The organism is Pseudomonas sp. ASL8, assembly GCF_056680355.1.
In genome coordinates this window covers 769,690-789,296 of record NZ_CM155278.1, presented here as the reverse complement: position 1 = coordinate 789,296, position 19,607 = coordinate 769,690, and the positions used below count along the sequence as shown (strand labels likewise).

The 19,607-nt window shown below is 56.6% G+C and carries 17 protein-coding genes and 2 tRNA genes; 18 read left to right on the top strand and 1 reads right to left on the bottom strand.

Going from position 1 to position 19,607, the window contains the following annotated elements; all coding sequences use genetic code 11:
• The first annotated feature begins 12 nt into the window (after positions 1 to 12).
• From dapB to AC1MEA_RS03690, 5 genes are all read left to right on the top strand, one after another.
• Positions 13 to 816, top strand: a complete 804-nt coding sequence (gene dapB / locus AC1MEA_RS03710; RefSeq protein WP_449634833.1) for a 4-hydroxy-tetrahydrodipicolinate reductase — start codon at positions 13 to 15, stop codon at positions 814 to 816.
• Positions 817 to 1,080: 264 nt separating this feature from the next.
• Complete coding sequence (gene carA, locus AC1MEA_RS03705) at positions 1,081 to 2,217, top strand: glutamine-hydrolyzing carbamoyl-phosphate synthase small subunit (protein ID WP_480916765.1); 1,137 nt, start codon at positions 1,081 to 1,083, stop codon at positions 2,215 to 2,217.
• 136 nt (positions 2,218 to 2,353) lie between these two features.
• Positions 2,354 to 5,575, top strand: coding sequence for a carbamoyl-phosphate synthase large subunit (gene carB, locus AC1MEA_RS03700; protein WP_480916764.1), 3,222 nt, complete (start codon positions 2,354 to 2,356; stop codon positions 5,573 to 5,575).
• The gene (gene greA, locus AC1MEA_RS03695) at positions 5,572 to 6,048 is read left to right on the top strand and encodes a transcription elongation factor GreA (protein WP_219063837.1); all 477 of its coding nucleotides are present in this window, start codon (positions 5,572 to 5,574) and stop codon (positions 6,046 to 6,048) included. Before carB ends, greA begins: the two co-directional genes overlap by 4 nt.
• Entirely contained in the window at positions 6,026 to 6,481 is a 456-nt protein-coding gene (locus AC1MEA_RS03690; protein WP_480916763.1) for an MFS transporter, read from the top strand. Before greA ends, AC1MEA_RS03690 begins: the two co-directional genes overlap by 23 nt.
• A gap of 8 nt (positions 6,482 to 6,489) precedes the next feature.
• Here AC1MEA_RS03690 and yhbY read toward each other — a convergent pair whose 3' ends face one another.
• Positions 6,490 to 6,801, bottom strand: coding sequence for a ribosome assembly RNA-binding protein YhbY (gene yhbY, locus AC1MEA_RS03685; RefSeq protein WP_219063836.1), 312 nt, complete (start codon positions 6,799 to 6,801; stop codon positions 6,490 to 6,492).
• A gap of 104 nt (positions 6,802 to 6,905) precedes the next feature.
• On the opposite strand from yhbY, the gene rlmE reads away from it, so the two are divergent.
• The 13 genes from rlmE (at position 6,906) to truB (ending at position 19,580) form a co-directional block, all read left to right on the top strand.
• Positions 6,906 to 7,556 carry a 23S rRNA (uridine(2552)-2'-O)-methyltransferase RlmE gene (gene rlmE, locus AC1MEA_RS03680; RefSeq protein WP_219063835.1) on the top strand — a complete coding sequence of 217 codons (651 nt, stop codon included), beginning with the start codon at positions 6,906 to 6,908 and terminating at the stop codon, positions 7,554 to 7,556.
• Between the two features lie 193 nt (positions 7,557 to 7,749).
• Entirely contained in the window at positions 7,750 to 9,654 is a 1,905-nt protein-coding gene (gene ftsH / locus AC1MEA_RS03675; RefSeq protein ID WP_219063834.1) for an ATP-dependent zinc metalloprotease FtsH, read from the top strand.
• Between the two features lie 8 nt (positions 9,655 to 9,662).
• A complete protein-coding gene (folP, locus tag AC1MEA_RS03670; RefSeq protein WP_219063833.1) occupies positions 9,663 to 10,514 on the top strand; it encodes a dihydropteroate synthase in 852 nt (283 codons plus the stop codon).
• A 16-nt stretch (positions 10,515 to 10,530) separates the two neighbouring features.
• Positions 10,531 to 11,868 carry a phosphoglucosamine mutase gene (gene glmM / locus AC1MEA_RS03665; protein WP_480916762.1) on the top strand — a complete coding sequence of 446 codons (1,338 nt, stop codon included), beginning with the start codon at positions 10,531 to 10,533 and terminating at the stop codon, positions 11,866 to 11,868.
• 66 nt (positions 11,869 to 11,934) lie between these two features.
• A complete protein-coding gene (tpiA, locus tag AC1MEA_RS03660; RefSeq protein ID WP_219063831.1) occupies positions 11,935 to 12,690 on the top strand; it encodes a triose-phosphate isomerase in 756 nt (251 codons plus the stop codon).
• 4 nt (positions 12,691 to 12,694) lie between these two features.
• The gene (gene secG, locus AC1MEA_RS03655) at positions 12,695 to 13,078 is read left to right on the top strand and encodes a preprotein translocase subunit SecG (protein ID WP_219063875.1); all 384 of its coding nucleotides are present in this window, start codon (positions 12,695 to 12,697) and stop codon (positions 13,076 to 13,078) included.
• Positions 13,079 to 13,122: 44 nt separating this feature from the next.
• A tRNA-Leu gene (locus AC1MEA_RS03650) sits at positions 13,123 to 13,208 on the top strand.
• A 95-nt stretch (positions 13,209 to 13,303) separates the two neighbouring features.
• A tRNA-Met gene (locus AC1MEA_RS03645) sits at positions 13,304 to 13,380 on the top strand.
• A 129-nt stretch (positions 13,381 to 13,509) separates the two neighbouring features.
• Positions 13,510 to 13,968 carry a ribosome maturation factor RimP gene (gene rimP, locus AC1MEA_RS03640; RefSeq protein WP_219063830.1) on the top strand — a complete coding sequence of 153 codons (459 nt, stop codon included), beginning with the start codon at positions 13,510 to 13,512 and terminating at the stop codon, positions 13,966 to 13,968.
• Between the two features lie 47 nt (positions 13,969 to 14,015).
• Positions 14,016 to 15,497, top strand: coding sequence for a transcription termination factor NusA (gene nusA / locus AC1MEA_RS03635; protein WP_219063829.1), 1,482 nt, complete (start codon positions 14,016 to 14,018; stop codon positions 15,495 to 15,497).
• Between the two features lie 27 nt (positions 15,498 to 15,524).
• A complete protein-coding gene (infB, locus tag AC1MEA_RS03630) occupies positions 15,525 to 18,050 on the top strand; it encodes a translation initiation factor IF-2 (RefSeq protein ID WP_480916761.1) in 2,526 nt (841 codons plus the stop codon).
• A 160-nt stretch (positions 18,051 to 18,210) separates the two neighbouring features.
• Positions 18,211 to 18,657 carry a 30S ribosome-binding factor RbfA gene (gene rbfA / locus AC1MEA_RS03625; RefSeq protein ID WP_219063827.1) on the top strand — a complete coding sequence of 149 codons (447 nt, stop codon included), beginning with the start codon at positions 18,211 to 18,213 and terminating at the stop codon, positions 18,655 to 18,657.
• A 5-nt stretch (positions 18,658 to 18,662) separates the two neighbouring features.
• On the top strand, positions 18,663 to 19,580 hold the full coding sequence (gene truB, locus AC1MEA_RS03620; protein ID WP_449634829.1) for a tRNA pseudouridine(55) synthase TruB: 918 nt from the start codon (positions 18,663 to 18,665) through the stop codon (positions 19,578 to 19,580).
• Positions 19,581 to 19,607 lie beyond the last annotated feature (27 nt).

Genomic DNA, 19,607 nt, shown 5'->3' with positions numbered 1-19,607 from the left:
CAGGAGCAAGGCATGCGACGTATTGCAGTAATGGGCGCCGCTGGGCGCATGGGTAAAACCCTTATCGAGGCGGTCCAGCAAGCGCAGGGCGCGGGTTTGACTGCTGCGGTCGATCGTCCGGACAGCTCATTGGTCGGTGCGGATGCGGGTGAGCTCGCAGCGCTGGGCCGTATCGGCATTCCATTGTCGGGCGATCTGGCCAACGTGGCTGACGCGTTCGACGTGCTGATCGACTTCACTCATCCGTCGGTGACCTTGAAGAACCTGGCGTTCTGCCGCAAGGCGGGCAAGGCCATGGTCATCGGTACCACGGGTTTCAGTGCGGAAGAGAAGCAGCTTCTGGTGGAGGCGGGTAAAGACATCCCGATCGTGTTTGCTGCCAACTTCAGCGTCGGGGTCAATCTGTGCCTGAAATTGCTCGATACGGCTGCGCGCGTGCTGGGTGATGATGTCGATATCGAAATCATCGAAGCCCACCATCGGCACAAGGTCGATGCGCCGTCGGGCACGGCGCTGCGTATGGGTGAAGTAGTTGCTCAGGCGCTGGGTCGTGACCTTGAAAAGGTCGCGGTCTATGGGCGTGAAGGGCAGACCGGGGCACGTGATCGTCAAAGCATCGGTTTCGCAACGATTCGCGCTGGCGATATCGTCGGTGATCACACCGTGATGTTCGCAGCGGACGGTGAGCGAGTAGAAATCACGCACAAGGCTTCCAGCCGCATGACCTTTGCCAAGGGAGCTGTCAGGGCTGCCTTGTGGCTCGATGGTCAGGCACCCGGCTTGTACGACATGCAGGACGTGCTGGATCTGCGTTGACCGTCTAAACGGGGTTGAAGCTCAACAGTTACGTGGGCTTTGACTCTGTTTTGAGCCTTTGGGTGGCGTTCTGTCGCATTCCCCTGTCTTTAAGGCTCATTGGCGGTAGACCAAAAAAGGCTTTTTCTGTAAGCTACAGCTTTAGTGTGTCCACTAAAAGCGCGCAGATAATTCGAAGAGAAAGCGGGGTGACGTGTCTATACGTCATTCCGCTTTTTTGCAACCTGCGAACGCCCTTTCAGGCTTTATTTACGGGAGGTCTTCTTGACTAAGCCAGCCATACTCGCCCTTGCTGATGGCAGCATTTTTCGCGGCGAAGCCATTGGAGCCGACGGTCAAACCGTTGGTGAGGTGGTGTTTAACACCGCAATGACCGGCTATCAGGAAATCCTTACCGATCCTTCCTATGCCCAACAGATCGTCACTCTGACGTATCCACATATCGGTAACACCGGTACGACGCCAGAAGACGCCGAGTCCAATCGCGTCTGGTCGGCAGGATTGGTCATCCGCGACTTGCCGCTGGTCGCGAGCAACTGGCGCAACAAGATGTCCCTGTCGGACTACTTGAACGCCAACAATGTTGTCGCAATCGCCGGTATCGATACCCGCCGCCTGACCCGCATTCTGCGTGAGAAAGGCGCACAAAACGGCTGTATCATGGCCGGCGATAACATTTCCGAAGAAGCGGCAATTGCCGCCGCTCGTGGCTTCCCTGGCCTCAAGGGCATGGATCTGGCGAAAGTCGTCAGCGCCATGGAACGCTATGAATGGCGCTCCGGCGTCTGGAACCTGGCGACTGACAGTCACCCGGACTTCGCTGCAGCCGACTTGAAATACCACGTCGTGGCTTACGACTACGGTATCAAACTGAACATCCTGCGCATGCTGGTTGATCGCGGTTGCCGTGTCACGGTAGTCCCGGCACAAACACCTGCCAGTGATGTGTTGGCGCTCAAGCCGGACGGTGTGTTCCTGTCCAACGGTCCGGGTGACCCTGAGCCGTGCGACTACGCGATCAAGGCGATTCAGGACGTGCTGGAAACCGAAATTCCGATCTTCGGTATCTGCCTCGGTCACCAATTGCTGGCACTTGCTTCCGGCGCCAAGACCATGAAAATGGGTCATGGCCACCACGGTGCAAACCACCCGGTCCAGGATCTGGACACCGGTGTCGTGATGATTACCAGCCAAAACCACGGTTTTGCGGTGGACGAGACTACGCTGCCAAGCAACATGCGGGCGACTCACAAGTCGCTGTTTGACGGCACCTTGCAGGGCCTTGAGCGCACTGACAAGAGCGCGTTCAGCTTCCAGGGTCACCCTGAAGCGAGCCCGGGCCCTACCGACGTGGCGCCACTGTTCGATCGCTTTATCGAAGCCATGGCCAAGCGACGCTAACCGGTTGCCTTGAGAATGTAGCGAGCAGGGGGTGTGTGGAGCCCGGACGATTGACCGTCTGGATGGTCCACCCGACCCCCTCAGAGAAATATTCAAGACGGCTTGCCGACTGACCTACGGATTTGAGTGACAACCCATGCCAAAACGTACAGATATAAAAAGCATCCTGATTCTCGGCGCCGGCCCCATCGTGATCGGCCAGGCCTGTGAATTCGACTACTCCGGCGCCCAGGCCTGCAAAGCCCTGCGCGAAGAGGGTTACCGCGTCATCCTGGTGAACTCCAACCCAGCGACCATCATGACCGACCCGTCAATGGCCGACGCGACCTACATCGAACCGATCAAATGGCAGACCGTTGCCAAGATCATCGAGAAGGAGCGTCCAGACGCGCTGCTGCCAACCATGGGTGGCCAGACTGCGCTGAACTGCGCATTGGACCTGGAGCGCGAAGGCGTTCTGGAGAAATTCGGCGTCGAAATGATCGGCGCCAATGCCGACACCATCGACAAGGCCGAAGACCGTTCGCGCTTTGACAAGGCAATGAAGTCCATCGGTCTGGATTGCCCGCGTTCGGGTATTGCCCACACCATGGAAGAAGCTTACGTCGTCCTGGAAAAACTGGGCTTCCCGTGCATCATCCGTCCGTCCTTCACCATGGGCGGCACAGGTGGCGGTATTGCTTACAATCGCGAAGAATTCGAAGAAATCTGCAACCGTGGTCTGGACCTGTCGCCGACCAAAGAGCTGCTGATCGACGAATCGCTGATCGGTTGGAAAGAGTACGAGATGGAGGTGGTCCGCGACAAAAAGGACAACTGCATCATCGTCTGCTCCATTGAAAACTTTGACCCGATGGGCGTCCACACTGGCGACTCGATCACTGTTGCGCCAGCGCAGACGCTGACCGACAAGGAATACCAGATCATGCGTAACGCCTCGCTGGCGGTACTGCGTGAGATCGGCGTGGAGACCGGCGGCTCGAACGTGCAGTTCGGTATCTGCCCGGACACTGGCCGTATGGTCGTGATCGAGATGAACCCGCGGGTTTCCCGTTCTTCGGCGCTGGCCTCGAAAGCCACCGGCTTCCCGATCGCCCGGGTCGCGGCCAAGCTGGCAATTGGTTACACCCTCGACGAACTGCAGAACGAAATCACCGGCGGCAAGACCCCGGCGTCGTTCGAGCCTTCGATCGATTACGTGGTCACCAAACTGCCACGCTTCGCCTTTGAAAAATTCCCCAAGGCCGACGCACGCCTGACCACGCAGATGAAGTCGGTCGGCGAAGTCATGGCCATCGGCCGCACGTTCCAGGAATCCCTGCAGAAAGCCCTGCGCGGTCTGGAAGTGGGTGTCTGCGGTCTGGACCCCAAGCTTGACCTGAGCAACCCGGAAAGCATGGCTGTGCTCAAGCGTGAGCTCACGGTGCCGGGCGCTGAGCGCATCTGGTACGTGGCAGACGCCTTCCGTGCAGGCATGACGGTTGAAGAAATTTTCAGCATGAACATGATCGACCCTTGGTTCCTGGTTCAGATCGAAGATCTGGTCAAGGAAGAAGAGAAGATCAAGACGCTGGGTCTGGCTACCATCGACCGTGACCTGATGTTCCGCCTCAAGCGCAAAGGCTTCTCCGATGCGCGTCTGGCCAAGCTGCTGGGCGTCACCGAGAAAAACCTGCGTCGCCATCGTCACAAGCTTGAGATCTTCCCGGTCTACAAGCGCGTCGATACCTGCGCGGCCGAGTTCGCCACCGATACCGCTTATCTGTACTCGACCTACGAGGAAGAGTGCGAGGCCAATCCGTCGACGCGCGACAAGATCATGATTCTGGGCGGTGGTCCGAACCGCATCGGCCAAGGCATCGAGTTCGACTACTGCTGCGTACATGCGGCACTGGCCCTGCGCGAAGACGGGTACGAGACCATCATGGTCAACTGCAACCCGGAAACCGTATCCACCGATTTCGATACCTCGGATCGCCTGTACTTTGAACCAGTAACTCTGGAAGACGTGCTGGAAATCTGCCGGGTCGAGAAGCCAAAAGGCGTGATCGTTCAGTACGGCGGCCAAACTCCGCTGAAACTGGCGCGTGCCCTTGAGGAAGCTGGCGTACCAATCATTGGCACCAGCCCTGACTCAATCGACCGTGCCGAAGACCGTGAGCGCTTCCAGCAGATGGTCGAGCGTCTGAATTTGCGTCAGCCGCCTAACGCTACTGTGCGCAGCGAAGATGAAGCCATTCGCGCCGCTGGCAAGATTGGTTACCCGCTGGTGGTGCGTCCGTCCTACGTATTGGGCGGTCGGGCGATGGAAATCGTTTACGAAGAAGAAGAACTCAAGCGCTACTTGCGTGATGCGGTGAAAGTGTCCAACGACAGCCCGGTGCTGCTGGATCACTTCCTCAACTGCGCCATCGAGATGGATGTCGATGCGGTCTGTGACGGCACTGACGTAGTCATTGGCGCGATCATGCAGCACATTGAACAGGCAGGCGTTCACTCCGGTGACTCCGCATGCTCGCTGCCGCCGTACTCGCTGCCTGCGCATATCCAGGACGAGATGCGCGAACAGGTCAAGAAAATGGCTCTGGAGCTGGGCGTTATCGGCTTGATGAACGTACAGTTGGCGCTGCAAGGCGATGACATCTACGTCATTGAAGTCAACCCGCGTGCCTCGCGTACCGTGCCGTTCGTGTCCAAGTGCATCGGTGTTTCCCTGGCAATGATCGCTGCGCGCGTCATGGCCGGTAAAACCCTGAAGGAAATTGGGTTCACCAAAGAAATCATTCCGAACTTCTACAGCGTGAAAGAAGCGGTGTTCCCGTTTGCCAAGTTCCCGGGTGTTGACCCGATTCTCGGCCCGGAGATGAAGTCCACCGGCGAAGTCATGGGTGTGGGTGATACGTTTGGTGAAGCCTTCGCCAAGGCCCAAATGGGTGCCAGCGAGCTACTGCCGACCGGTGGCACTGCGTTCATCAGCGTTCGTGATGACGACAAGCCGCTCGTGGCCGGTGTCGCGCGTGACCTGATCAATCTGGGCTTCGAAATTGTCGCGACAGCGGGAACCGCTCAGTTGATTGAGGCTGCGGGCCTGAAAGTGCGTCGCGTCAACAAGGTGACAGAAGGTCGTCCACACGTAGTCGATATGATCAAAAATGACGAAGTCACGCTGATCATCAACACCACTGAGGGCCGTCAGTCGATCGCTGATTCCTACTCTATTCGTCGTAATGCCTTGCAGCACAAAATCTACTGCACGACCACCATCGCTGCGGGTGAAGCCATCTGTGAAGCGCTGAAGTTCGGTCCAGAGAAGACTGTACGGCGCTTGCAGGATCTACATGCAGGATTAAAGGTATGACTAAATATCCAATGACTGTTCGGGGCGCTCGCGCCCTGGAAGAAGAGTTGACTCACCTGACAAAGGTGATCCGCCCCAAGCTCAGCCAGGACATCGGCACTGCACGTGAGCTGGGTGATCTCAAGGAAAACGCCGAATACCATGCTGCTCGCGAGCAGCAGGGCATGGTGGAAGCACGGGTTCGTGATATTGAAGGCCGACTGCAGAACGCAGTGGTCATTGATGTGACGACGATTGTGCACACCGGCAAGGTGATATTCGGCACGACTGTCGAGATCGCTAACGTCGAAACCGATGAGCGCGTGAAATATCAGATCGTTGGTGAAGACGAAGCGGATATCAAGCAGGGCAAACTTTCGGTCGGCTCACCTATCGCTCGTGCCTTGATTGCCAAGGAAGAGGGTGAAGTGGTGACAGTCAGAACACCAAGTGGTGTGATCGAGTACGAGATTGTCGAAGTCAGCCATATCTAACAGCTGTCGCCCGTATCGTGCGGGCGCAATTATCTGGCAGCTCGCCCAGACGTTATGGGTGGGCGGTCTGGTATTGCTGCATCTTGCGATGTTGACGGTGCTGGAGCAAACAGGTCTGGCGCCACTGCTGATTGATGAGGTTGCCAATCTTTCAGGGACGTTGCTGGTCGCGTTTGCAGGTTTTTGCGCGGTATTGCAGATGGTGGTGCTGGTACAGGCCGAGCGCCTGTCGAGTCTTTGGCTTGATGTGCGCGGGCAATTGCTGTTGATCGCGACGTTGGCTTCAGCGAGTTATTACGTGCTGTACCAATGGCTGCCAGATGCCGTGCGTTGGCAATTGCTGAGCTACCTGATGCTTGCGCTGTCCGGACTGCTGCTGGTTATCCAGCCTGTGCCGGGAGGAAGTGGCGGGGCGCGCATTGCGCGCCCCTGACCGCTTGGTTATGCGTGGAAGCGGTGGACGTTGGACAACAGCTTGTTTACCTTGGCGTTCTTGCGATAAATCAACGCCATTTTACCGATGACTTGCACTAAATCCGCTTTGCCGGCCTTGCACAACGCTGCAACGGCCTCCAGGCGGCTTTCGCGGTCGAGGATGTTGAGTTTGATTTTAATCAGCTCGTGATCGCCCAATGCGCGTTCAAGTTCGGCTAAAACACCTTCAGTCAAACCATTGTCAGCCACAATCAATACCGGTTTCAGATGGTGGCCAATAGATTTGTACTGTTTCTTCTGCTCCTGAGTGAGCGGCATAATCTGACCCCTGCGTCTGATCTTGTAAAAAGCGGCGGCCAGTTTACCCGAGCGAGTCCGGGACCGCCCAGTTAATCACGACTCGTTTATTTTTGAGGTGCCCTGTGGCCCGTTCCAAAACAAGCCATAACTGGTTGAAAGAACACTTCGACGACCCTTACGTCAAAATGGCGCAAAAAGACGGGTATCGTTCGCGTGCCAGCTACAAGCTCCTGGAGATCCAGGAAAAGGACCGGTTGATCCGCCCAGGCATGACCGTTATCGACCTTGGCGCCGCGCCAGGAGGCTGGTCGCAGGTCACCAGTCGTCTGATTGGTGGTCAGGGTCGGTTGATCGCCTCAGACATTCTCGAAATGGACAGCATCCCTGATGTGACCTTCATTCAGGGCGATTTCACTGAAGATACGGTGCTGGCTCAAATCCTCGAGGCTGTCGGTAATACTCAAGTAGACCTTGTGATTTCCGATATGGCCCCCAATATGAGTGGACTGGCTGCTGTTGACATGCCTCGCGCTATGTTTCTTTGCGAGCTGTCGCTTGATTTGGCGGGTCGTGTATTGCGTCCAGGTGGTGATTTTCTGGTCAAGATTTTCCAGGGCGATGGTTTCGACGCGTTCCATAAGTCGGTTCGCCAAGTGTTTGACAAGGTCCAGATGCGTAAACCGGCGGCTTCACGCGATCGGTCTCGCGAGCAGTACTTGCTGGGTCGAGGGTTTCGCGGCATCAAGGGCGCTGAAAGCGTTGAGCGGCTTTGATGTAGAGGCGATAGCTTTTATTAAATAGCCTTGCCAACGAAGCATAAACGAACATGATGTAGTCAACGTTTCACAAAGGGTTACAGACGGCGCCTGCCACACCCGTAGGTAATGTAGTAAGTTAGGCCGGTGAATATCATGCGAGGCACGCTCCTGCGTGGAGCTTGCTTCAGAGGGTAGCTAATTGAACGATATGGCAAAGAATTTGATCCTGTGGTTGATCATCGCCGCTGTCCTGGTGACAGTGATGAACAACTTCTCCAGCCCAAACGAGCCGCAAACCCTCAACTATTCCGAGTTCATCCAGCAGGTTAAGGATGGCAAGGTCGAGAAGGTTGCCGTCGACGGTTATGTCATCACCGGCAAGCGTGCCGATGGCGACTCCTTCAAGACTATTCGTCCGGCGATTCAGGACAATGGTCTGATCGGAGATCTGGTCGACAACAATGTAGTGATCGAAGGCAAGCAGCCTGAGCAGCAGAGCATCTGGACTCAGCTTCTGGTCGCAAGCTTCCCGATCCTGGTGATCATCGCTGTCTTCATGTTCTTTATGCGGCAGATGCAAGGTGGTGCCGGCGGTAAAGGCGGGCCGATGAGTTTTGGCAAGAGCAAGGCGCGACTGCTGTCCGAGGATCAGGTCAAGACCACGCTGGGCGACGTCGCCGGTTGCGATGAAGCCAAAGAAGAAGTGGGCGAACTCGTTGAGTTCCTCCGTGATCCGGGCAAGTTCCAGCGTCTGGGCGGCCGGATCCCACGCGGCGTGCTGATGGTTGGCCCGCCAGGTACCGGTAAAACCCTTTTGGCCAAAGCCATTGCGGGTGAAGCCAAGGTGCCGTTCTTCACGATTTCCGGCTCCGACTTTGTCGAGATGTTCGTAGGCGTTGGTGCAAGCCGCGTCCGTGACATGTTCGAGCAAGCCAAGAAGCATGCGCCTTGCATCATCTTCATCGACGAAATCGATGCGGTCGGTCGCCATCGTGGTGCTGGCATGGGTGGTGGTCACGATGAGCGTGAGCAGACTCTCAACCAGTTGCTGGTGGAGATGGATGGTTTCGAAGTGAATGACGGCATCATCGTCATCGCCGCTACCAACCGTCCAGACGTACTCGACCCAGCGCTGCTGCGTCCAGGTCGCTTCGACCGTCAGGTGGTGGTGGGTCTGCCAGATATTCGTGGTCGCGAACAGATTTTGAAAGTCCATATGCGCAAAGTGCCAATGGGTGAAGACGTCAACCCGGGCGTGATCGCTCGGGGTACGCCGGGCTTCTCCGGTGCTGACCTGGCTAACCTGGTCAACGAAGCTTCTCTGTTTGCCGCGCGTACCGGTAAGCGCATCGTTGAGATGAAAGAGTTCGAGTTGGCCAAAGACAAGATCATGATGGGCGCTGAGCGCAAATCAATGGTCATGTCCGAGAAAGAGAAACGGAACACGGCTTATCACGAAGCGGGTCACGCCATCGTGGGTCGCGTGGTGCCTGAGCATGATCCGGTTTATAAGGTGTCGATCATTCCGCGTGGTCGTGCGCTGGGTGTGACCATGTTCTTGCCTGAAGAAGATCGTTACAGCTTGTCCAAGCGCGCGCTGATCAGTCAGATTTGCTCGCTGTACGGCGGGCGGATCGCTGAAGAAATGACCCTGGGCTTCGACGGCGTGACCACTGGTGCATCCAACGACATTATGCGTGCAAGTCAAATTGCCCGGAACATGGTGACCAAGTGGGGTCTGTCGGAAAAACTCGGTCCGTTGATGTATGCCGAAGATGAGGGTGAAATGTACCTCGGTCGCGGCGGCGGTGGTCAGCACTCCAGCGTGTCTGCCGAAACGGCAAGGCTTATCGACTCGGAAGTTCGTAGCATCATTGATCAGTGCTATGGCAGCGCCAAGCAGATCTTGACGGACAACCGTGACAAACTGGATGCGATGGCTGATGCGCTGATGAAATATGAAACCATCGATGCTGAACAGATCGATGACATCATGGCCGGTCGCGCTCCTCGCGAACCGCGTGATTGGGAAGGTGGCTCCGGTACTACTCCGGCAGCGCCTCTGGGCCCGCGTCCAGAAACCCCTATCGGCGGTCCGGCTGCTGAACTCTAAGGCCTGACATGACTTCTGCGCTGTACCCAACCCGGTTGCCTTGTGGCAACCGGGTTCTTGATTTGGCCCATACGCATGTGATGGGCATCCTGAACATAACGCCAGACTCCTTTTCGGACGGCGGCCGATTCAGCCAGCGCGACGCGGCATTGCGCCACGCCGAAGCGATGGTGGCTGCCGGTGCGACGTTGATCGATGTCGGTGGCGAATCCACGCGGCCCGGTGCGCGCGCAGTTTCTCCTGTCGAAGAGCTTGAGCGAATAGGTCCTGTCGTCGAGGCGCTAAGTCGCGAACTTGATGTGATTATTTCGGTCGATACTTCAACGCCAGCGGTCATTCGTGAGACGGCGCGCCTCGGGGCGGGCCTTATCAACGATGTGCGCTCTTTGCGTCGTGAAGGTGCTCTGGACGCTGCTGCAGCCACAGGTTTGCCTGTGTGTCTGATGCACATGCGCGGCGAGCCGGGCGATATGCAGGATAATCCGCAGTATGAGGATCTTGTGGGTGAGGTCTCCGCGTTTTTGCTCGAGCGTATGGAGCAGTGCGCCGCAGTCGGCATACCTCGTGAGCGGATTATTCTCGACCCGGGATTTGGTTTTGCTAAAAACCTTCAGCACAACCTGAGTCTGTTCAAGCATATGGAAGCCTTGCATGCGCTCGGCAGACCGTTATTGGTGGGTGTGTCGCGCAAGAGCATGATTGGCCAGGTGCTTGGGCGTCCGGTTGCCGAGAGGCTTTCTGGTGGTCTGGCTTTGGCTGCCATGGCCATGATCAAGGGTGCACGCATTTTACGTGTGCACGATGTGGCCGAAACCGTCGACGTGGTGCGAATGATCGCTGCAGTCGAATCGGCTGAATAAGAATGAGGGAGCATCCATGACTAGAAAATATTTCGGTACCGACGGCATTCGTGGCCGGGTCGGCCAATTTCCGATTACTCCGGATTTTATGCTCAAGCTCGGCTGGGCCGCAGGGATGGCGTTCCGTCGCTTGGGCGCTTGCCGGGTTCTGGTCGGTAAAGACACACGCATTTCTGGCTACATGTTCGAATCGGCGCTGGAAGCCGGTCTCTCGGCTGCTGGCGCTGACGTCATGCTCCTGGGGCCGATGCCTACACCTGCCATCGCCTATCTGACCCGTACCTTTCATGCTGAAGCTGGCATTGTGATCAGTGCGTCGCACAATCCCCATCATGACAACGGCATCAAATTCTTCTCTGGCCAGGGCACCAAGTTGCCTGACGAAGTGGAAATGATGATCGAAGAGCTGCTTGACGCGCCGATGACGGTGGTTGAGTCAGATAAGCTGGGCAAGGTTTCGCGTATCAACGATGCCGCCGGGCGCTATATCGAATTCTGTAAAAGCAGTGTTCCGAGCAGTACCGATTTTGCAGGCTTGAAGCTGGTCATCGATTGCGCTCACGGGGCCACTTACAAAGTCGCGCCTAACGTTTTTCGTGAGCTGGGCGCTCAGGTGACAGTGTTGTCGGCTGAGCCTAACGGCTTGAACATCAATGATGACTGCGGGTCGACCCACATGGGCAACCTGCAGGCTGCCGTGCTGGCAGGGCATGCCGATCTGGGCATCGCCTTCGATGGCGATGGCGACCGGGTGCTGATGGTCGATCACACGGGTGCAATCGTCGATGGTGATGACCTTTTGTTCATCATTGCGCGTGATTTACATGAGCGTGGCAAGCTGCAAGGCGGTGTCGTTGGGACGCTGATGAGTAATCTCGGGCTTGAGCTGGCATTTGCGGACTTGAATATTCCGTTCGTGCGTGCGGGCGTTGGCGACCGTTATGTGGTTGCGGAGTTGCTTGAGCGTAACTGGCAGGTCGGTGGTGAGAACTCCGGTCACATTATCTGCTTCCAGCACACCACGACCGGTGACGCCATTATTGCTGCGCTGCAGGTTCTGCTTGCACTGCGTCGTCGCGACGAAAGCCTGGCGTTGGCGCGACAAGCGCTGCGCAAGTGTCCTCAGGTGCTGCTTAATGTTCGCTTCGCGGGCGGTGTGGACCCGGTCCAGCATCCTGCCGTGAAAGAGGCTTGCGAGCGCGTTACCGTGGCTATGGGTGGTCGTGGGCGCGTGCTGTTGCGCAAATCTGGCACTGAGCCATTGGTGCGTGTCATGGTCGAAGGCGACGACGAAATCCTGGTTCGTGGTTACGCTGATGAGCTGGCAAAACTGGTTACTGAAGTTTGCGCCTGATTTCGGCTTGCCAGTGTTGATGCGGTTGGGTAACATCTGCGCCCACTTTGACCGACGAGGTACAGCATGCGTCGCCTAATGGTAGCTGGTAACTGGAAGATGCACGGTACCCGCGCCAGCGTCGCTGAGCTGATCAAGGGCCTTCGTAATCAGGCCTTGCCGAGCGGTGTTGATGTAGCGGTGTTTCCGCCTTGTTTGTACATCAATCAGGTGATTGACGGCCTTGATGGCAAGTTGATCGCCGTAGGTGCGCAGAATTCTGCGGTAGAGCCAGTGCAGGGCGCGTTGACCGGTGAGACTTCACCGAGTCAGCTGGCTGATGCTGGCTGTACCCTGGTGCTGGTAGGGCACTCTGAGCGTCGCCAGATCATGGGCGAGCGCGACGATGTCCTTAATCGCAAGTTCGCGGCAGCTCAGGCGTGTGGTTTGACGCCGGTGTTGTGTGTAGGGGAAACCCTGGAGCAGCGCGAAGCGGGCAAGACGTTTGAAGTTGTCGCGCGTCAGCTTGGCAGCATCATCGAAGAGCTGGGCGTCGGTGCTTTTGTAAATGCAGTCATTGCTTACGAGCCTGTCTGGGCCATTGGTACCGGACTGACTGCATCGCCCCAACAGGCGCAGGAAGTGCACGCAGCCATTCGTGCGCAGTTGGCGGCAGAGAATGCTGAGGTTGCACAAGGCGTGCGACTTCTTTATGGCGGCAGCGTGAAGGCGGCCAATGCGGCTGAACTGTTCGGCATGCCGGATATCGATGGGGGGCTCATTGGTGGAGCTTCCCTGAATGCAGATGAGTTCGGTGCGATTTGTCGCGCCGCGGGAAACTGAAAAAATGCTGGAAACAGTCGTAGTCGTTTTTCATCTGTTGGGTGCGCTGGGCGTTGTCGCTCTGGTATTGCTGCAGCAGGGTAAGGGTGCGGACGCTGGTGCGTCTTTCGGTGCAGGTGCTTCAAATACTGTGTTCGGAAGCCAAGGTTCCTCTACCTTTCTTAGTAAGTTTACTGCTATACTTGCCGCAGGTTTTTTCATAACCAGCTTGGGGTTAGGTTACTTTGCTAAAGAGAAAGCTCATCAGCTGACTCAAGTAGGTTTGCCTGATCCAGCAGTATTGGAAGTACCGCAGAAAAAGCCGGCTACAGAAGATGTGCCGGTGCTTGAAGCGCAAAAGCCAGCGGCTAAACCTGCTGACGTACCTCAAGCGCCACAGCAAAAGTAACACGGGATAGGGCGGTTGATGTTGAGCCGCTAAAGAGTTGTATTGCCGAGGTGGTGGAATTGGTAGACACGCAACCTTGAGGTGGTTGTGCCCATAGGGTGTAGGGGTTCGAGTCCCCTTCTCGGTACCAATTATCAAGAAAGCCCGCAGTAGCGGGCTTTCTTGTCGGTGGAGGTTCGATTGACCCTGTGAGGGATCGGTCGTATACTTCCGCCCCAGCTTTGTCGCGGGGTGGAGCAGTCTGGTAGCTCGTCGGGCTCATAACCCGAAGGTCGTTGGTTCAAATCCAGCCCCCGCAACCAGTTTTAGCGGAGCCCCTTTTTAGGGGCTTTTTGTTAGCTGGACAGTCATAGCGCCGCTATTCAACGGCGTTTTCAGGGATGGGCGTTTCGCCCATTTTTTATTTGCATTGCATGCACGAGGGGGTTCAGGTGTCGAGCAAGCTAGAACAGTTGCAGGCCTTGGTGGCCCCGGTGGTCGTGGCCCTTGGCTATGAATGCTGGGGAATTGAGTTTTCGGCTCAAGGTCGCCATTCACTGTTGCGTATTTATATCGATAAAGAAGGCGGCGTTTTGGTGGATGACTGCGCAATAGTCAGCCGTCAGATCAGCGGTGTTCTGGACGTCGAAGATCCGATCGCCGTTGAATACACCCTTGAAGTCTCTTCTCCTGGCATGGAGCGCCCACTGTTCACGCTTGAGCAGTTTGCTTTGCACGCCGGCGAACAAGTGAAGATAAAGCTGCGTTCGCCCTTCGATGGTCGTCGCAACTTTCAGGGCCTTCTCCGCGGGGTGGAGGAGCAAGACATCGTGGTGCAGGTAGAAGACCACGAATACTTGTTGCCGATCGACTTGATCGACAAAGCCAACATTATCCCCAAGTTTGACTGAGACGCGGATCCCGCGGATCCAATGGCTTGCGAAAGGCGAGGCGTACGATGAGCAAAGAAGTACTGCTGGTTGTTGAGTCGGTGTCCAATGAAAAGGGCGTACCGGCAGGTGTGATTTTCGAAGCGCTGGAGCTGGCTCTTGCCACTGCTACCAAAAAGCGTTTCGAAGATGAAGTTGAGCTGCGTGTGGAGATCAATCGCCAGACCGGTAACTACGAGACTTTCCGTCGCTGGACAGTGGTCGAAGACGAAGATCTGGACGATCCAGCACACGAACTGGCTGTCGATCAGGCCCAGGAAAAACAGCCTGGTGCCGTAGCCGGTGATGTTGTCGAAATTAAAATCGACTCTATCGAATTCGGTCGGATCGCTGCACAGACTGCCAAGCAAGTCATCGTGCAAAAAGTCCGCGAAGCCGAGCGTGCTCAAGTCGTTGATGCTTATCGTGAGCGTCTTGGCGAAATTATTTCTGGCACTGTTAAAAAGGTTACGCGTGACAATGTCATCGTCGACCTGGGTAACAATGCCGAAGCGCTGCTGGCGCGTGAAGACATTATTTCGCGGGAGACTTTCCGCGTGGGTGTCCGCGTTCGTGCACTGCTTAAAGAAATCCGCACCGAAAACCGTGGCCCTCAGCTGATCCTGTCGCGTACTGCGCCAGAGATGCTGATCGAGCTGTTTCGGATTGAAGTGCCGGAAATCTCCGAAGGTCTCATCGAGGTGATGGCTGCCTCCCGTGACCCGGGTTCGCGTGCAAAAATCGCTGTTCGCTCCAAGGACAAACGAATCGATCCGCAAGGCGCTTGTATTGGCATGCGTGGTTCGCGCGTTCAAGCTGTTTCCGGCGAGCTGGGCGGCGAGCGTGTGGACATCGTGCTGTGGGACGATAACCCGGCGCAGTTTGTCATCAACGCCATGTCACCGGCTGAAGTGGCGGCAATTATCGTTGATGAAGATGCCCATGCAATGGACATCGCCGTTGGCGCAGACAATCTGGCTCAGGCCATTGGTCGCGGCGGTCAGAACGTGCGTCTGGCCAGCCAGTTGACTGGCTGGACCCTGAACGTGATGACCGAATCGGACATCCAGGCTAAGCAGCAAGCAGAAACCGGTGACATCCTGCGCAACTTCATCGACGAGCTGGAAGTCGACGAAGATCTGGCACAGGTACTGGTTGATGAAGGCTTCACCAGTCTGGAAGAGATTGCCTACGTACCGTTGGAAGAAATGCTCAACATCGATGGCTTTGACGAAGATACCGTCAACGAGCTTCGCGCTCGGGCCAAAGATCGTTTGTTGACTAAAGCCATCGCTACTGAGGAAAAGCTGGCAGACGCCCATCCGGCCGAAGACCTGCTCTCGCTTGAGGGTATGGACAAGGATTTGGCGATGGAACTGGCGGTGCGCGGCGTAGTTACCCGCGAAGACCTGGCCGAGCAGTCTATTGACGACCTGCTCGACATCGACGGCATTGACGATATTCGTGCCGGCAAGTTGATCATGGCCGCCCGAGCCCATTGGTTCGAGTAAGTAGGCGCGGCCTGAGGAGAGAAGTGCATGACGCAAGTCACGGTGAAAGAACTGGCCACAGTGGTCGACACACCGGTAGAGCGCCTGTTACAGCAGATGCGTGAGGCAGGTTTGCCGCACACCGCCGCCGAGCAAGTTGTGACCGACATAGAGAAACAAGCCCTGTTGACGCATTTGAAAAGCGGTCACAAGGCCAAAGTGGAAGAGCCGCGCAAGATCACTTTGCAGCGCAAAACCACAAGCACACTTCGCGTTGCTGGCAGCAAAAGCATCAGCGTTGAAGTGCGCAAGAAGAAAGTTTTCGTGCAGCGCAGCCCGGAAGAAATCGAAGCCGAGCGTAAACGCGAAGTGGACGAACGTCGCGCCGTAGAAAATGCTGCACGTCAAAAGGCTGAAGAAGAATCCAAGCGTCGCGCCGAAGAACAAGCGCGTAGCCAGCCTGCTCCTGCGCAATCGAACGGTACTGAAGCTGTTGCCGCGCCTGTTGCTGTTGCCGAACCTGTGCGTCAAGCACCGGTCGCGGCTGCTGCACCGGCTGCCGATGCCCGCAAGAAAGACGAACAGCGTCGCCCGGACAAACCACGCAGCGATGACAACAGTCGTCGTGGCGGCGGTGGTGGTGGTGACGGCGATCGCAAGAACGCGCCGCACCGTGCTTCTGTTAAAGAGAAAGCGCCAGCGCCACGTGTTGCGCCTCGTACTACCGACGAAGAAAGCGACAGCTTCCGTCGTGGTGGTCGCGGCAAGGCCAAGCTGAAAAAGCGTAACGCTCACGGTTTCCAGAGCCCTACCGGGCCGGTCATTCGCGACGTTGCCATCGGCGAGACCATCACTGTCGGCGAGTTGTCCGCACAGATGTCGGTCAAAGCGGCTGAAGTGATCAAGTTCATGTTCAAGATGGGCACCCCGGTGACCATCAACCAGGTACTGGATCAGGAAACTGCCCAGTTGATCGCCGAAGAGTTGGGCCACAAGGTCAAACTGGTCAGCGACAATGCCCTGGAAGATTCTCTGGCCGAATCGCTGAAGTTCGAAGGGGAGACGTTCTCCCGTGCACCGGTTGTGACCGTAATGGGCCACGTTGACCACGGTAAAACCTCGCTGCTCGACTACATTCGTCGTGCCAAGGTTGCAGCTGGCGAAGCCGGCGGCATCACTCAGCACATCGGTGCTTACCACGTTGAAACTGATCGTGGCATGGTCACCTTCCTCGACACCCCGGGTCACGCTGCGTTTACCGCAATGCGTGCTCGTGGTGCCAAGGCGACCGACATTGTGATTCTGGTTGTTGCTGCGGACGACGGCGTCATGCCGCAGACCGTTGAAGCTGTTCAGCATGCCAAGGCCGCGGGTGTTCCGCTGGTCGTAGCAGTGAACAAAATCGACAAGCCAGGTGCTGATCTCGATCGCATCAGAAGCGAATTGTCTGTCCACGGTGTTACTTCCGAAGAGTGGGGCGGTGAGACTCCGTTCGTTCTAGTCTCTGCGAAAGTAGGTACCGGCGTTGACGAACTGCTCGAAGCTGTTCTGTTGCAAGCCGAAGTCCTGGAACTGAAAGCGACCCCGTCCGCTCCTGGTCGTGGTGTCGTGGTTGAATCGCGTCTCGACAAAGGTCGTGGTCCGGTTGCAACCGTTCTGGTCCAAGACGGTACGCTGCGTCAAGGCGACATGGTATTGGTCGGTTCGAACTTCGGCCGTATCCGCGCCATGCTCGACGAAAACGGCAAGCCTGTTAAAGAAGCGGGTCCTTCGATTCCGGTCGAAATCCTGGGTCTTGATGGCACACCGGACGCTGGCGACGAGCTGAGCGTACTGACTGACGAGAAGAAAGCGCGCGAAGTCGCTCTGTTCCGTCAAGGCAAGTTCCGCGAAGTCAAACTGGCTCGCGCTCATGCCGGCAAGCTTGAAAACATCTTTGAGAACATGGGCCAGGAAGAGAAGAAGACGCTTAATATCGTCCTCAAATCTGACGTTCGTGGTTCGTTGGAAGCTCTGCAGGGCGCCCTTGGCGGCCTGGGTAACGACGAAGTGCAAGTGCGCGTAGTCGGCGGCGGTGTCGGTGGTATCACCGAAAGCGACGCTAACCTGGCACTGGCTTCCAACGCTGTACTGTTCGGCTTCAACGTGCGTGCCGATGCTGGCGCTCGCAGGATTGTCGAGCAGGAAGGTCTGGATATGCGTTACTACAACGTAATCTACGACATCATCGAAGACGTCAAGAAAGCCCTTACCGGTATGCTTGGCAGCGACGTTCGGGAGAACATCCTGGGTATCGCCGAAGTCCGTGACGTATTCCGTTCGCCGAAGTTTGGTGCGATCGCTGGCTGTATGGTTCTGGAAGGTGTGGTTCACCGCAACCGTCCGATCCGTGTACTGCGCGAAGACATCGTTATTTTCGAAGGCGAACTCGAGTCCCTGCGCCGCTTCAAGGACGACATGTCCGAAGTGCGTGCCGGCATGGAATGCGGTATCGGCGTCAAGAGCTACAACGACGTCAAAGCCGGTGACAAGATCGAAGTGTTCGAGAAAGTCCAAGTGGCTCGCAGCCTCTAAGTCGCGAGTTGTAAGAGCCATGACGGGTCGTCGCATGCAAATGCACCGCGATCCGTCATGGGCTCTAAACGCAACGCCCGGTCCGACATTTTGTCAGGCCGGGCGTTTGCCGCTTTCAGACCGTACGGGTTTCGCCCCGGGTCAGTGACAGGTAGTAGACATGGCAAAAGAATATAGCCGTACCCAACGCATTGGCGATCAGATGCAGCGCGAGCTGGCACAGCTGATCCGCCGCGAAATCAAAGACCCGCGCGTCGGCCTGGTCACCATCACTGCTGTCGATGTCAGCCGTGACGTTGGTCATGCGAAGATTTTCATGACCGTGATGGGTCAGGACAGTGCTGAAGAAATTGCCCAGACCATCAAGGTGCTTAACGCTGCGGCAGGTTTTCTGCGCATGCAGCTGGCTCGCGAGATGAAATTGCGCAGCGTTCCACAGTTGCATTTCCATTACGACGAAAGCGTCGTGCGTGGCGCTCATCTTTCTGCATTGATCGAACGTGCTGTGGCTGAAGATGGCCATCACCCGGACAATGTGCAGGCAGAAGACGCTACCCAGGAAAACTCCCTGGCAGAAAGCGACAAGCCAGAAAGCAACAAGGAGTAATGCGGGTGGCGCAGGTCAAACGTATACGCCGTAACGTCAGCGGGATCATCCTGCTCGACAAGCCGCTGGGCTTCACGTCCAACGCCGCCTTGCAGAAAGTGCGCTGGCTGCTCAATGCGGAAAAGGCCGGGCATACCGGTAGCCTCGATCCACTCGCGACGGGCGTATTACCGTTGTGTTTTGGCGAAGCGACAAAGTTTTCCCAATACTTGCTCGATTCGGACAAAGCGTACGAAACCAAGATGCAATTGGGTAAAACCACCACCACGGCAGACGCTGAAGGTGATGTTTTACACGTTCGTCCAGTGACCGTTGGTCGTGCCGATATCGAAGCGGCTTTACCGTTTTTTCGCGGTGAAATCAGTCAGATACCGCCGATGTACTCAGCGCTCAAACGTGATGGTCAGCCCCTGTACAAGCTGGCCCGAGCGGGGGAAGTGGTGGAGCGCGAACCGCGTTCTGTTACTATCACGCGCCTGGAATTGCTCGAATGCGACGCCGATACTGCGCGCCTGGCAGTGGACTGCACCAAAGGCACCTATATTCGTACCCTCGTGGAAGATATTGGTGAAAAGCTTGGGTGTGGCGCCTATGTCGCAGAGTTGCGTCGTACGCAGGCCGGACCTTTCAGCCTGGCTCAGACCGTTACGCTGGAAGAGTTGGAGCAGGTACACGCCGAGGGTGGCAACGAAGCGGTTGATCGCTTCCTGATGCCTTCGGACAGCGGTTTGCTGGATTGGCCGCTGCTGCAGTTCTCGGAACACAGTTCATTTTACTGGTTGCATGGTCAACCGGTAAGAGCACCGGACGCGCCACAATTTGGCATGGTTCGCGTGCAAGATCATGAAGGTCGCTTCATCGGAATCGGTGAAGTGAGTGAAGACGGGCGGATCGCGCCGCGTCGATTGATTCGGTCAGAATGACCGGACGAGGGTGGCTGTCAATGGGCA

Coding starts and splice junctions, on each gene's coding strand:
- dapB (WP_449634833.1), top strand. CDS start 13: ATGCGACGTATTGCAGTAATGGGCGCCGCTGGGCGCATGGGTAAAACC.
- carB (WP_480916764.1), top strand. CDS start 2,354: ATGCCAAAACGTACAGATATAAAAAGCATCCTGATTCTCGGCGCCGGC.
- greA (WP_219063837.1), top strand. CDS start 5,572: ATGACTAAATATCCAATGACTGTTCGGGGCGCTCGCGCCCTGGAAGAA.
- yhbY (WP_219063836.1), bottom strand. CDS start 6,801: ATGCCGCTCACTCAGGAGCAGAAGAAACAGTACAAATCTATTGGCCAC.
- ftsH (WP_219063834.1), top strand. CDS start 7,750: ATGGCAAAGAATTTGATCCTGTGGTTGATCATCGCCGCTGTCCTGGTG.
- folP (WP_219063833.1), top strand. CDS start 9,663: ATGACTTCTGCGCTGTACCCAACCCGGTTGCCTTGTGGCAACCGGGTT.
- glmM (WP_480916762.1), top strand. CDS start 10,531: ATGACTAGAAAATATTTCGGTACCGACGGCATTCGTGGCCGGGTCGGC.
- tpiA (WP_219063831.1), top strand. CDS start 11,935: ATGCGTCGCCTAATGGTAGCTGGTAACTGGAAGATGCACGGTACCCGC.
- secG (WP_219063875.1), top strand. CDS start 12,695: ATGCTGGAAACAGTCGTAGTCGTTTTTCATCTGTTGGGTGCGCTGGGC.
- nusA (WP_219063829.1), top strand. CDS start 14,016: ATGAGCAAAGAAGTACTGCTGGTTGTTGAGTCGGTGTCCAATGAAAAG.
- infB (WP_480916761.1), top strand. CDS start 15,525: ATGACGCAAGTCACGGTGAAAGAACTGGCCACAGTGGTCGACACACCG.
- rbfA (WP_219063827.1), top strand. CDS start 18,211: ATGGCAAAAGAATATAGCCGTACCCAACGCATTGGCGATCAGATGCAG.